The sequence below is a fragment of the Bartonella sp. AU18XJBT genome (assembly GCF_028618595.1).
GTDB lineage: Bacteria > Pseudomonadota > Alphaproteobacteria > Rhizobiales > Rhizobiaceae > Bartonella.
Genome location: NZ_JAQITE010000007.1, coordinates 1 through 14,814, shown reverse-complemented (window position 1 = coordinate 14,814; position 14,814 = coordinate 1). Strand labels below are relative to the sequence as shown.

General features: G+C 39.9%; 10 protein-coding genes, 1 tRNA gene and 1 pseudogene. All 12 read right to left on the bottom strand.

Going from position 1 to position 14,814, the window contains the following annotated elements:
• Positions 1–83 precede the first annotated feature (83 nt).
• Entirely contained in the window at positions 84–773 is a 690-nt protein-coding gene (locus tag PVV60_RS03545) for a nitroreductase (protein ID WP_273723167.1), read from the bottom strand.
• Between the two features lie 208 nt (positions 774–981).
• Complete coding sequence (locus PVV60_RS03540) at positions 982–1,368, bottom strand: MerR family DNA-binding transcriptional regulator (protein ID WP_273723165.1); 387 nt, start codon at positions 1,366–1,368, stop codon at positions 982–984.
• Between the two features lie 543 nt (positions 1,369–1,911).
• Positions 1,912–6,123: a DNA-directed RNA polymerase subunit beta' gene (rpoC, locus tag PVV60_RS03535; RefSeq protein WP_273723164.1), complete on the bottom strand. Its 4,212-nt coding sequence runs from the start codon at positions 6,121–6,123 to the stop codon at positions 1,912–1,914.
• Between the two features lie 173 nt (positions 6,124–6,296).
• Positions 6,297–10,445 (bottom strand): DNA-directed RNA polymerase subunit beta, encoded by a 4,149-nt coding sequence (gene rpoB, locus PVV60_RS03530; RefSeq protein ID WP_273723163.1) that lies wholly within the window; start codon positions 10,443–10,445, stop codon positions 6,297–6,299.
• 290 nt (positions 10,446–10,735) lie between these two features.
• On the bottom strand, positions 10,736–11,107 hold the full coding sequence (gene rplL, locus PVV60_RS03525) for a 50S ribosomal protein L7/L12 (protein ID WP_012755028.1): 372 nt from the start codon (positions 11,105–11,107) through the stop codon (positions 10,736–10,738).
• 101 nt (positions 11,108–11,208) lie between these two features.
• Positions 11,209–11,727, bottom strand: coding sequence for a 50S ribosomal protein L10 (rplJ, locus tag PVV60_RS03520; protein WP_273723160.1), 519 nt, complete (start codon positions 11,725–11,727; stop codon positions 11,209–11,211).
• 356 nt (positions 11,728–12,083) lie between these two features.
• Positions 12,084–12,788 carry a 50S ribosomal protein L1 gene (rplA, locus tag PVV60_RS03515; protein WP_273723159.1) on the bottom strand — a complete coding sequence of 235 codons (705 nt, stop codon included), beginning with the start codon at positions 12,786–12,788 and terminating at the stop codon, positions 12,084–12,086.
• Positions 12,789–12,792: 4 nt separating this feature from the next.
• Positions 12,793–13,221, bottom strand: coding sequence for a 50S ribosomal protein L11 (gene rplK / locus PVV60_RS03510; protein ID WP_273723157.1), 429 nt, complete (start codon positions 13,219–13,221; stop codon positions 12,793–12,795).
• A 149-nt stretch (positions 13,222–13,370) separates the two neighbouring features.
• Positions 13,371–13,901, bottom strand: a complete 531-nt coding sequence (gene nusG, locus PVV60_RS03505; protein ID WP_012755024.1) for a transcription termination/antitermination protein NusG — start codon at positions 13,899–13,901, stop codon at positions 13,371–13,373.
• 20 nt (positions 13,902–13,921) lie between these two features.
• Positions 13,922–14,134: a preprotein translocase subunit SecE gene (gene secE / locus PVV60_RS03500; RefSeq protein ID WP_273723221.1), complete on the bottom strand. Its 213-nt coding sequence runs from the start codon at positions 14,132–14,134 to the stop codon at positions 13,922–13,924.
• Positions 14,135–14,339: 205 nt separating this feature from the next.
• A tRNA-Trp gene (locus PVV60_RS03495) sits at positions 14,340–14,415 on the bottom strand.
• 48 nt (positions 14,416–14,463) lie between these two features.
• Positions 14,464–14,814: pseudogene (gene tuf, locus PVV60_RS03490) on the bottom strand (elongation factor Tu); the annotation flags it as partial.

Here is a 14,814-nt window from a genome sequence, read left to right as displayed (position 1 = left end):
ATTCAATAAGGATGAGAAATTCTTATCGGAAATATTTTTCATAATGCACCAAGTTCTTCAAAACGTACGTTAAATTAAATATTTTATGGGTATGTTTCAATGAAACGTACAAAGTTTTCTAACGATTCTCGTTCTGTCTCAAAATTGTTTTCTGGAGCAGTCATATCGCGATAACCAAGTGCCATACCACAGATAATATGGCGATCAGAAGGAATAGATAAAAGCGTACGAATCTGTTTATGATAATCAGCAAAAGCAGCTTGAGGACAGGTATCTAATCCAAATCCACGTGCAGCTAACATAATAGTCTGCATAAACATACCCAAATCAAGCCAGCTCCCCATTTCCATGTCGTGATCCATTGTAAATAAGAGTCCTACAGGTGCATCAAAAAATAAAAAATTTCGCGCCTTTTGATGAAGTATTTTTTCTTCATCACCTTTTTGAATTCCAAGACTCTGATAAAGATCTAAACCAACTTTTCGACGCCTTGAAATATAAGGCTCACGCCACTGACGTGGATAATAACTATATTCACGCTCTCCTTTTACACCTGAAAGCACAAGTTGTGAAAGCTCTTGCCCTACTTTCTGTAATACACTTCCTGTAAGCACAATCACTTGCCATGGCTGAATATTTGTTCCAGATGGTGCACGTGCTGCAAGTTTTAAGATTTCTTTGATTGTTTCCAAACTAACTGGCTGATCAGTAAAAGCGCGAATTGACTTTCGTGACAAAATAGATTGAAAAACACTCATAGGAGAAACTGTCATTGTTTTTACTTTCTTTATGAAAAGAATTTTTTTGCTTATCAAAGACGATATACTGCGAAAATACCTTTGCAGCTTTTTTCAAACACTCTATTTCTTTAAATGACTTACACATTTCACGCAGTGTTAAAGATTTCCCTTAGAGATAGTATAATCTACCTCTTTTAATAGAAAGAAAATTGTCTAAAAGAAGATGAAATAAATTTTATAATCAATGATTAACCCCCAACTCCGCTAAGCTCTCAAAAAAACTCTCCTCAATGCGTTCTAAATCTCGTAGAAGATCATCAATATCACGCTGCATCTGCTTTAAATCAGCTCGTTTTTTATGAATTCCTGCAATTAATTTCTTAAGCTTTTTCTCATCATCAGGTGGTTTTCCAACCATTGTCAATATATCAGATATTTCGGACAACGAAAATTTAACTCTTTTAGCACGCAGTATTTGTTTTAACTTATGACGATCCATTTGTGTATAAAGCCGTGTATTTCCACGCCGAAAAGGAATAAGAAGTCCCTCTTCTTCATAATAACGCAAAGTCCGAGCTGTTATTGAAAACTCACGTGTTAATTTTCCAATTGAATAATATTCGTACATTTTATCATTCTGTCTGCATAGATCACATTGTTATAAGAAATATGTCTATTTTTTATAACACTTCAGTTAAGCACCATAATCTCTACTTTCCTGCATTCTAATTTAGAAGAAAATACATTCTTGTCATACAAGTATTGTATAGTAGAAAATCAATTATTTTTAGATTACAGAAAAGACTATTAATCTTTCATTATAAGTCTTTTTAAATCTTTACAGAAGATATCAATCAGCAATTTTTCTAAAATTCAAAAACAATCATTATTTGATTTGTAGATAATCAACTCTTTTCCTTGAATATGACTTTTGAGTTTCACATCTTTTAGAAAAACTCTATACTGCTTTTAGAAATTAAAAAACTTTAAAATAAACTAACAAAAAAGATAAGCATCATTATAAAATAATAAGCTACTAAATATTTAAAATAACTATTGCCTTATAATTTTTGATATTTTTCAGGAGAGTATGCAACTTCTGCATTTCGAGATAAAAAACGTCTGAATTTTCTATTCAGACGTTTTTATATTATGTGATATTGTATTTAAATTATTCAGCAACGGCGCCGGTTGTCATATTTGTCAACATTGCCTTAGCCGCTTCATTATTACTAGACTTACGCTGCTCATCTACAATCAAATCATCACGAACTGCAGCAATACGACGGATTTGAGAAATCGTACCACCCGTACCTGCTGGAATAAGACGACCGACAATAACGTTCTCTTTAAGACCTTGCAAAGTATCAATTTTACCAGAAACTGCTGCTTCAGTAAGAACACGTGTTGTTTCCTGAAACGATGCCGCCGAAATGAAAGAAGGCGTTTGAAGAGAAGCTTTTGTAATTCCAAGAAGAATGGGATTACCAGATGCAGGTTTCTTCCCGTCTGCAATCAAATTATCATTGATTTCATCAAGTTCAATACGATCAACATGATCACCTGGAATATAACCAGAATCTCCAGATTCAGTAATTTCAACTTTTTGCAACATTTGACGAACAATCACTTCAATGTGCTTATCATTAATAAGAACTCCCTGCAAACGATAAACCTCCTGAATCTCATTAACAAGATAAGATGCCAAAGCTTCAACCCCCTTAATCGCCAAGATATCATGGGGTGCTGGATTACCATCAAGGATATAATCTCCCTTTTCAATTTGATCGCCTTCTTGGAAGTGAAACAACTTACCCTTTGGAATCAAATATTCTACTGGCTCAAGAGTTTCATCATTTGGTTCAATGATAATACGGCGCTTATTCTTATAACCACGGACAAATCGAATCGTGCCACTTACTTCGGCAATAATCGCATGATCCTTTGGACGACGCGCTTCAAAAAGCTCAGCTACACGTGGTAAACCACCCGTAATATCTTTTGTCTTGGCACTTTCCATTGGCAAACGAGCAATAACATCACCAGCCTTAACATGAGCACCAAGCTCAACAGAAAGAATAGTTTCCACTGACATCATATAACGGGCCTCACCTCCCTTGTACAATTTAGCAATGGATTCACCTTCTTTATCTGCGTGAATAATAATAGCTGGTTTAAGATCCGCACCACGTGGATTAGCACGCCAATCAATCACCAAACGCTTTGTAATACCTGTAGATTCATCAGCTGTTTCAGTAACAGATAAACCATCAATCATATCTTCAAAACCTACATAGCCTTCAACTTCCGTTAAAATTGGACGTGTATAAGGATCCCATTCTGCTATACGTTGGCCACGTTTAACCACATCACCATCATCAACAAAAATATGGGAACCATAGCTAACGCGATGTACAACGCGCTCTTTTCCTAACTCATCCTTGATAAGGATAGCCATATTACGCCCCATAACAACCAAATGGCCTTCAGAGTTACGAACCACATTACGATTACGAATCTCCACCTTACCTTCATAAGATGCCTCTAAATACGATGAATCAACAACCTGCGCAGTTCCTCCTAAGTGGAAAGTACGCATAGTAAGCTGTGTTCCCGGCTCACCAATGGATTGAGCAGCAATAACACCAACGGCTTCTCCCTGATTAACAGGTGTCCCACGCGCCAAATCACGACCATAGCATTTTGCACAAACCCCAAGACGTGTTTCACATGTTAAAGCAGAACGAATTTGAACAGATTGAATCCCAGCCTCTTCAATCTTCGCGACATCAGCTTCCTCAATCATTTCTCCACCTTCAAGGATAACCTCTCCAGAGACAGGATGTAGAATATCAACAAGCGCTGTACGACCAAGAATTCTTTGCCCAAGGGAGGCAACAATTTGTCCTGCATCAACAATTGGCTGCATGGTAAGCCCTTTTGCGGTACCACAATCAACTGCTGAAATAATAGCATCCTGTGCAACATCAACAAGACGCCGTGTTAAATAACCAGAGTTCGCCGTCTTTAACGCAGTATCAGCAAGTCCTTTACGTGCACCATGCGTGGAATTGAAGTATTCATTAACAGTTAGACCTTCTTTAAAATTTGAAATAATGGGGGTTTCAATAATTTCACCCGATGGTTTTGCCATTAATCCACGCATACCGGCCAATTGTCTCATCTGGTTAGCAGAACCACGTGCACCAGAGTGCGACATCATATAGATCGAATTCATCGGCCGTTGACGACCTGTTTTAGGATCAAAATCGATGGCTTGAATACGTTTCATCATTTCATCTGCAACGCGATCTGTACATTTACCCCAAGCATCTACAACCTTATTGTATTTTTCACCTTGTGTAATCAAACCATCATTATATTGCTGTTCGTACTCCTTAGCCAAAGCTTCTGTCTCTGCAACTAAACGCAACTTACTATCAGGAATAACCATATCATCCTTACCGAATGAAATTCCTGCACGACAAGCATAAGAAAAGCCAAGCTGCATGATACGGTCACAAAAAATAACCGTCTCTTTTTGTCCACAGTGCCGATAAACATGATCAATCATCTTAGAAATGTTCTTTTTCGTCATTTCTTGATTGACAATATCAAATGAGATATCCGAATTTCTTGGCAAAAGCTCACCAATAATCAAACGACCAGGTGTCGTATCATAAAGTTTAGAAACTTCTTTTCCATCCTTCCCCATATTCTTAACACGGCCTTTAATTTTCGTATGAAGCGTTACAACCTTATTTTCCAAGGCATAATAAAGCTCACCTATATCAGAAAAAGCCATTCCCTCACCTGGTTCTTTTTCAGAAACAATTGAAAGATAATAAAGACCAAGAACCATATCCTGTGAGGGAACAATAATGGGGGCACCATTGGCCGGATGAAGAATATTATTGGTCGACATCATCAAAACACGGGCTTCAAGCTGTGCTTCAAGAGAAAGCGGAACGTGAACAGCCATCTGATCACCATCAAAATCTGCATTAAAAGCAGTACACACCAGTGGATGAAGCTGAATAGCTTTGCCTTCAATTAAGATAGGTTCAAAAGCCTGAATCCCCAAACGGTGCAATGTTGGCGCACGGTTGAGTAAAACAGGGTGTTCACGAATAACCTCATCCAAAATATCCCAAACTTCTGGATGTTCTTTTTCAACAAGCTTCTTTGCCTGCTTTACCGTTGATGAATAGCCTTTTGCATCAAGCCGCGCATAAATAAAAGGCTTAAATAATTCAAGAGCCATTTTTTTGGGAAGACCACATTGATGCAATTTTAACTCAGGCCCCGTCACGATAACAGAACGCCCTGAGTAATCAACACGCTTCCCAAGTAAGTTCTGACGAAAACGTCCTTGCTTGCCCTTCAACATATCTGATAGAGACTTGAGAGGACGTTTATTGGCTCCAGTAATCACACGCCCACGCCGTCCATTATCAAACAATGCATCAACAGCTTCTTGTACCATACGCTTTTCATTGCGCACGATAATTCCAGGAGCACGCAATTCAATCAGCCGTTTCAAGCGGTTATTACGATTAATAACACGCCGATAAAGATCATTCAGATCTGATGTCGCAAAACGCCCACCATCAAGCGGAACCAATGGACGCAAATCCGGTGGAATAACCGGAATTGTTTTCATAATCATCCACTCTGGCTTATTTCCAGATTCAAGAAAATTTTCAACGATTTTAAGTCGTTTAATTAATTTTTTCTGCTTTAACTCTGAAGTTGTTTCAGCTAATTCAAGACGCAAATCATTAGCGATTTTATCTAACTCCATACTAGCTAAAAGCTCGTAAATAGCTTCAGCGCCAATCATAGCTGTAAACTGATCTTCTCCAAACTCATCAATAGCAAGCATATACTCTTCTTCAGAAAGAAGCTGATGAAGCTTAAGAGATGTCAATCCTGGTTCGGTTACAATATAATTCTCAAAATAAAGAACCCGCTCAATATCTTTTAAAGTTAAATCTAAAAGTGTAGAAATACGACCTGGTAGTGATTTAAGAAACCATATATGTGCAACAGGTGCAGCAAGTTCAATATGCCCCATACGCTCACGGCGTACGCGCGAAAGAGTAACCTCTACACCACATTTTTCACAAATAATGCCTTTGTATTTCATGCGCTTATATTTGCCACATAGACACTCATAGTCCTTAATAGGGCCAAATATACGTGCACAAAAAAGACCATCACGCTCTGGTTTAAAAGTCCGATAATTAATAGTCTCAGGCTTCTTAATCTCACCATACGACCAGGACAAAATTTTCTCAGGACTCGCAATGGAAATACGAATAGAGTCAAATGTCTGCGCTGGCGCTTGAGGATTGAAAAGATTCATGACCTCGTGGTTCATGCTGTTCTCCTTCAAAGATTCTTAGAACCTGTTGTAATATCTCATTTATTTTATAACAAATCTTCTTTAAAAGACATTTACTTTTAAAAACGACCTGTACAACCTTAATAAGGTTATTGAGCCTCTTAAAGTAATCAGAGCGCAGCCTTTTTTCCGGTGCGCTCCTTGAATTATTATTCTGCCGTATCAGACAATGCCCGCTGTGCAATAAGTTCACGCGCATCATCAAGCTCCACATTAAGAGCGAGTGAACGCATTTCTTTTACCAACACATTAAAGCTTTCGGGTATACCCGCCTCAAATGTATCATCACCACGCACAATCGCCTCATAGACTTTTGTTCGACCAGCCACGTCATCTGATTTTACTGTTAGCATCTCCTGCAAAGTATATGCAGCACCATAAGCTTCAAGTGCCCAAACCTCCATTTCACCAAAACGCTGACCACCAAACTGCGCCTTACCTCCTAGTGGCTGCTGCGTAACAAGTGAATAGGGACCTATAGAACGTGCATGAATCTTATCATCAACAAGGTGATGCAATTTCAACATGTAAATATATCCCACCGTTACTGGACGATCAAAAGGTTCCCCAGTACGACCATCATAAAGTGTAACCTGCCCCGAACTATCTAAGCCTGCGTCTTCCAGCATCATGTTAATATCAGACTCATGTGCCCCATCAAAAACAGGCGTTGCAATTGAAACCCCTTTTTTCATCTGTAATGCTAATTTGTAAAGGCTTTCATTATCATACTGACGGACTGGTTCATTATGATTATCATCAGGCATAAGATTTTCAATACGCTGACGCAACGGTAATATATCCCCAGTCTCTTGATACAACTCTAACAAATCACCAATCTTCTTGCCCATCCCTGCACATGCCCAACCAAGATGCGTTTCAAGAATTTGTCCAACATTCATACGACTAGGCACACCAAGTGGATTCAAGACGATATCAGCATGGGTCCCATCTTCAAGAAAGGGCATATCTTCTACGGGAAGAATACGTGAAACAACACCCTTATTCCCGTGACGTCCCGCCATCTTATCACCTGGTTGGATTTTGCGCTTCACAGCCACAAAAACCTTTACCATTTTCATAACACCAGGAGGCATTTCATCACCTCTTTGGACCTTTTCAACTTTATCCATAAAGCGACGTTGTAATGCTTCTTTTGATTCATCATATTGCTTGCGCAAAGCTTCAATTTCATTTTGAAGCTTTTCATCCTCAACAGCAAATTGCCACCACTGGGATCGTGGATAATTTCCCATTACAGTACTATCAAGCTTTTTGCTGCCCGCAAAGCCTTTTGGACCTTCTACAGCAACTTTACCTGTCAACATATCGGTAAGGCGCGCATAAACATTGCGATCAAGAATAGACTGTTCATCATCACGGTCTTTTGCTAAACGCTCAATTTCTTCACGCTCAATTGCCATCGCACGTTCATCTTTTTCCACACCATGGCGATTAAAAACTCGAACTTCAACAACAGTACCAAAAGTCCCAGGTGGCATACGCATAGAAGTATCACGAACATCGGATGCCTTTTCCCCAAAAATTGCACGCAGAAGCTTTTCTTCCGGCGTCATGGGACTTTCACCTTTTGGGGTAATCTTTCCAACTAAAATATCACCTGGTTGAACTTCAGCACCAATATAAATAATGCCAGCTTCATCAAGATTTCTCAACGCTTCTTCCGCAACATTAGGAATGTCGCGCGTAATTTCCTCCGGACCAAGTTTTGTATCGCGTGCTGCAACTTCAAATTCCTCAATATGAATTGAAGTAAACACATCATCAGCAACAATGCGCTCGGATAACAAAATAGAATCTTCATAATTGTATCCATTCCAAGGCATAAAGGCCACGAGAACATTCCGCCCAAGAGCTAAATCACCAAGATCCGTGGACGGACCATCTGCAATGATATCACCTTTCTCTACCCTATCACCGACATGTACAAGAGGACGCTGATTAATACAAGTGGACTGATTAGAACGCTGAAATTTCTGTAGGCGGTAAATATCAACGCCTGATTTTGAAGGATCTAAATCTTCTGTTGCACGAATAACAATACGGGTAGCATCGACTTGATCAACAACACCACTACGTTTTGCACTCACAGCAGCTCCTGAATCGCGCGCAACTATGGATTCCATTCCCGTCCCAACAAATGGTGCTTCAGCACGTACAAGAGGAACTGCCTGACGTTGCATGTTTGATCCCATAAGCGCACGATTCGCATCATCATTTTCTAAAAAAGGAATAAGCGCTGCTGCAACTGAAACCAACTGTTTTGGTGAAACATCCATCAAATCAACATGATCACGCGGCGCCATTAAAACTTCACCAGCATGACGGCAAACAACAAACTCTTCTATAAAACGACCTTCACTATCTAATGAAGAATTCGCTTGAGCGACGTAATGCTTTGCTTCTTCCATCGCTGAAAGATAAATGACTTCTTTTGTAACTTTACCATCAATAATTTTTCGATATGGGCTTTCAATAAAACCATATTTGTTAACTCGTGCAAATGTTGCTAAGGAGTTAATCAGACCAATATTGGGGCCTTCTGGTGTTTCAATCGGACAAATACGACCATAATGCGTAGGATGCACGTCACGGACTTCAAACCCCGCACGTTCACGAGTCAAACCACCTGGACCAAGAGCAGAAAGACGGCGCTTATGGGTAATTTCCGACAATGGATTGGTTTGATCCATAAACTGCGACAATTGTGAAGACCCAAAAAACTCACGAACTGCTGCAGCAGCAGGCTTTGCATTGATCAAATCCTGGGGCATAACTGTATCAATTTCAACCGATGACATACGTTCTTTTATCGCACGTTCCATACGAAGAAGACCAATGCGATATTGATTTTCCATTAACTCCCCAACGGAACGAACGCGACGGTTGCCAAGATTATCAATATCATCAATTTCACCACGACCATCACGCAATTCAACCAACATCTTAACAACCGCAAGAATATCCTCTTGGCGTAAAATGCGAACTGTATCTGGACAATCAAGATCCATACGCAAATTCATTTTAACACGCCCAACAGCTGAAAGATCATAACGCTCTGGATCAAAAAACAATGAATGGAACATTGCTTCTGCTGTATCGATTGTTGGGGGCTCACCTGGACGCATCACGCGGTAAATATCAAATAACGCATCCTGCCGACTTTCATTTTTATCCACCTTTAAAGTATTGCGGATATAAGCGCCAATATTCATGTGATCAATATCAAGGATATTGATTTGATCAGCACTAACATCAAGCAAAACCTTTAATACTTTTTCGTCAATTTCATCACCAGCTTCAAGGTAGATTTCACCTGTTTCGTAATTGACGATATCTTCGGCTAGATAACAACCTAATAAATCATCTTCACTAACTTTAACCGCTTTAAGTCCTTTTTCTGCTAAAGACTTCGCAGTACGAACTGTTAATTTTTTACCAGCCTCCGCAACGACTTCACCGCTATCTGCATCTATAAGGTCAGAAATGAGCTTCATTCCTTTAAAGCGATCAACAGAATAAGGAACTCGCCATCCTTCTCCATCACGCTCATAAGTCACTTTATCATAAAACGTCGATAAAATATCCGACGCATCCATACCTAGTGCCATCAAAAGACTCGTAACAGGAATCTTGCGCCGTCGATCAATACGTGCATAAATGATGTCCTTAGCATCAAACTCAATATCAAGCCAAGAACCACGATAAGGAATAACACGAGCAGCAAAAAGAAGCTTTCCCGACGAATGGGACTTTCCTTTATCATGATCAAAAAAGACACCAGGAGAACGATGCATCTGCGAAACAATAACACGTTCCGTACCATTAACAATAAAGGTACCATTTGTTGTCATTAAAGGCATATCGCCCATATAAACGCCTTGCTCTTTAATGTCTTTGATATCTTTAGAGCCAGTATCCTCATCAACATCAAAAACAATCAAACGTAATATGACCTTTAATGGGGCAGCATAAGTTAAATCACGTTGACGGCACTCTTCAACATCAAATTTTGGTAAATCAAATTCATAACCAACAAACTCAAGCATAGCTGTACCGGAAAAATCTGAAATAGGAAAAACCGATTTAAAAACAGCTTGCAAACCTTCATCTGGTCGTCCACCTTTCGGTTCCTCAACCATGAGAAACTGATCGTATGACGCTTTTTGAACCTCAATAAGATTCGGCATTTCTGCTACTTCAGGAATCTTACCAAAAAATTTGCGTACGCGCTTACGACCATTGAATTGAGACATCATTGCGTGAGTCTGAGCCATCGTCGCTCCTTGATCTTTACTCTTCAAGGTAGACCAACCTTGAAAGCCTTATATCATTAACCTGCATATGCAGACCAGTTCACTTGACACTCAATAATGAGCATCTTTAACTTTCCCCACCAACATAAGCCATTCATTTCTTTGTCTCTATGATGAAGGGATGGGTAGTACAAACCTATCCCATTACTGTTACGAAACCGTTGGGGAAAGGTTTTTTACTCATTATTTTTCCTCTTTGTATTAAGAGAAAGAAAATCGGCGAACATAAATGCCCGCCGATAAAATTAAATTTACTTAAGTTCTACTTTAGCACCAGCAGCTTCAAGTTGAGATTTAATTTTTTCTGCTTCTTCTTTAGAAGCACCCTCTTTAATAGGCTTAGGTGCCCCTTCAACCAGATCCTTAGCTTCTTTAAGACCAAGTCCAGTAAGAGCACGAACTTCCTTAATAACATTAATTTTTTGCGCGCCACCTTCAACAAGAATAACATCAAATTCTGTTTTTTCTTCAGCAGCTGGAGCAGCAGCACCAGCAACAGCAGCGACAGCCACAGGAGCAGCAGCCGAAACTCCCCACTTTTCTTCAAGTAACTTAGAAAGCTCAGCGGCTTCCAAAAGGGTTAGATTAGAAAGGTCTTCTACGATCTTCTCTAGATCAGCCATTTTTAAATTCCTTCAATTAAAAGATTTGAACCATTATTAAATCTTATCCAAAAAAACAGAAAAGCATTAACGCTCTTCCATAAATGTGAATACAAACAGCCTTAAGCCGCCTTATCCTCCTGAGCATATGCGCCAATGACACGTGCAACCTGACCAGCAGGAGCATTAACAACCTGTGCAATACGGGTCGCAGGGGTAGAAATCATACCCACAAGTTTTGCACGCAACTCGTTTAATGAAGGCAATGAAGCCAATGACTTCACAGCATCTACAGTTAAACTCGTTGCACCCATCGAACCGCCAAGTATGACAAATTTGTCATTGCTTTTCGCAAAATCAACAGCAACTTTCGGTGCTGTGATTGGATCTTCTGAATAAGCAATAAGTGTTTGTCCAGTAAACAAGCCCATTATTGATTCAGATTCCGTGCCCTGAAGAGCGATTTTAGCAAGACGGTTTTTGGCGACTTTAACGGCACCTCCAGCTTCACCCATTTTCGAACGCAGATCATTCATCTGTGAAACTGTCAGACCGGAATAATGTGCAACAACAACAGAACCAGACTTCCGAAAAGCCTCGTTAAGCCATGTAACAAATTCGCGTTTTTCCGCTCTATTCACTTTCTCTCTCCATTTAACAGATTTGTTAAAAACAAACCTGTTGGTTACCTTTGATAACATAAAATACTTCATGCCACCGATGAGGATCCTGTCCCCTTTTTCACGCACAGCGTTCAAAGGCAACCTTGGTTCAAACCCTTTAAGTCTTCTAACTCTCAGTTTTTACCCCAGTCTCATGTAGGTTTTTTGATTAAGATACTTAAAAGCATCGCCTACAATCTCGGACAGGATATTCCGGAATTTCTCCCGGTATAACCTAAGCCCTATAAAGCTTAGATAGGTAAATGCTGATCAAAACCAGCATTTTAAGTAGAATTTTGACATTCACATACCCCAAAACAAAATTATAAATCAGCTTACACTAACTCTGAACGAACCGTTGCTGGATCAACTTTAACACCAATTCCCATAGTCGAAGAAACAGCAACGCGCTTAATATACTCACCTTTTGCACCTTGCGGTTTGGCTTTAATAACTGCACTTGCAAAGGCTTTTATATTTTCTACGATTTTTTCAACACCAAAAGAAGCCTTACCAATACCAGCATGCACAATACCAGCTTTTTCCACACGAAACTCAACAGCACCACCCTTAGAAGCTTTGACAGCACCGCTGACATCAAGTGTTACAGTACCAACTTTTGGATTCGGCATCAAACTCCGTGGACCAAGAATCTTACCAAGACGACCAACTAGAGGCATCATGTCTGGTGTTGCAATACAACGATCAAAGTCTATAGTCCCTCCATTAATGCTTTCAAATAAATCTTCGGCACCCACAATATCAGCTCCTGCCGCCTTAGCTTCCTCAGCCTTATCCCCACGGGCAAAAACGGCAACACGAATATTTCTCCCTGTTCCATTAGGCAAATGAGCAACTCCTCGAACCATTTGATCAGCATGACGAGGATCAACACCCAAGTTCATTGAAATTTCGATTGTTTCATCAAACTTAGCAACTGCACGCTCCTTAACCATTGAAACGGCATCTTTTAAAGCGTAAAGTTCATTAAAATCAATATCTTTTCGGATATTTTTTATTCTTTTTGCTACTTTTGCCATAATATTAGCCCACCACTTCCAAGCCCATCGAGCGAGCAGAACCTTCAACCATACGCATTGCTGCCTCAATGTCATTCGCATTAAGATCTTTCATTTTTGATTCGGCAATCGAACGAATTTTATCACGAGAAATGCTTCCTACAGACACTTTACCAGGCTCTTTTGAACCAGATTTCAGGTTTGCTTCCTTCTTTAAAAAGAATGATACAGGAGGCGTCTTGAGAGAAAATGTGAAAGACTTATCTTGGTAATACGTAATAACAACTGGAATCGGTGCTCCCTTTTCCATTTCTTGTGTAGCTGCATTAAACGCCTTACAAAATTCCATGATATTAATACCACGTTGCCCAAGAGCTGGACCAATCGGTGGAGATGGAGTAGCAGCTCCTGCAGGAACCTGCAACTTAAGCTGACCTATACTTTTTTTTGCCATAACAATCTGCCTTTAATTTCACTGGTATACTGACAATCCATCTTGCCCGCTACCCGCTGCAGTCATGTGGTTCGGATCATTAAGCCGACAAAAGCCATAAATCACCTCCCACTCCTTCCTTAAAGTAATTAAAACTACTCTAAGTTTAATCAGAGTTTTTCAACCTGACCAAATTCCAAATCAACAGGCGTAGGACGCCCAAAAATAAGCACTTCAACCTTAAGACGAGAGCGCTCTTCTTCAACCTCTTGAACAATTCCATTAAATGAAACAAAAGGACCATCAGCAACGCGAACTTGCTCTCCAACCTCAAACAATACAGAGGACTTTGGAGATTCGACCCTTTCCTGAACCTGTTTGAGAATTTGCTCAACCTCTCGATCAGAAATGGGAACAGGACGCGCATCCGATCCTAAAAAACCTGTTACTTTAGGCGTATTCTTAATAAGATGATAAACTTCATCTGTTAACTCAGCACGAACAAGAACATAACCAGGAAAAAATTTTCGCTCAGCATCAACTTTGCGTCCACGACGAACCTCTACAACACGCTCCGTTGGAACAAAAATCTTTTCAAAAAGATGATCAAGTCCTTTTTGCTTTGCCTCCTTATCAATAGCTTCCGCTACTTTCTTTTCAAAATTCGAATATGCCTGAACAATATACCAACGAGCCGCCACAGTCACACTTCCTTACATTCTCAACTAAAAAGATATTTCAGAAGATCAATAACCCGCCAAACACCAAAATGCATAACCTGATCCACAATAAAAAAGAAAGCTGAAGCCAATGCAGTTACCAACAAAACCATAACAGTAGAAATAACCGTCTCACGACGTGTAGGCCATTTCACTTTAATTGCTTCTGCATAAACCTGCTTCAAAAAGGTAATCGGATTGGTTTTAGATGCCATCGTCACACTATACTCTCTCTAGCCCTATTGTGTTTTATACAACAAAATAAATAGGAAAAAATGCAAAAACCAACTTTCAGACTTACGCAATTTCTTTACTTCCTATTCAATACCGTTTCACACACAAAAAAACAAGCCCTATATCAAAAAAAGCGAAAAAGGCAGCAAAACTCACTCCCTTCATATGTAAAACTCTATTCCCCTTTGGCAGGGGCAGCAGGACTTGAACCCGCGACCTGCGGTTTTGGAGACCGCCGCTCTACCAACTGAGCTATACCCCTAACTCTTAGAACTAAAACACTTTTTAACATCCCTTCAACAAGCATTATTTATTCAATGATCTTAGAGACGATACCGGCACCAACAGTACGACCACCTTCACGAATAGCGAAACGAAGTTTTTCTTCCATCGCTATCGGAACGATCAACGAAACATCCATAGCAACATTATCGCCTGGCATAACCATTTCCGTTCCCTCTGGAAGCGTAACAATACCTGTAACATCCGTCGTACGGAAGTAAAACTGAGGACGATAATTCGTGAAAAATGGCGTATGACGCCCACCTTCATCTTTTGTCAAAATATAAGCTTCTGCTTTAAAACGTGTATGAGGCGTAACGGATCCTGGCTTCGCCAATACTTGACCACGCTCAATCCCTTCACGGTCAACACCACGTAG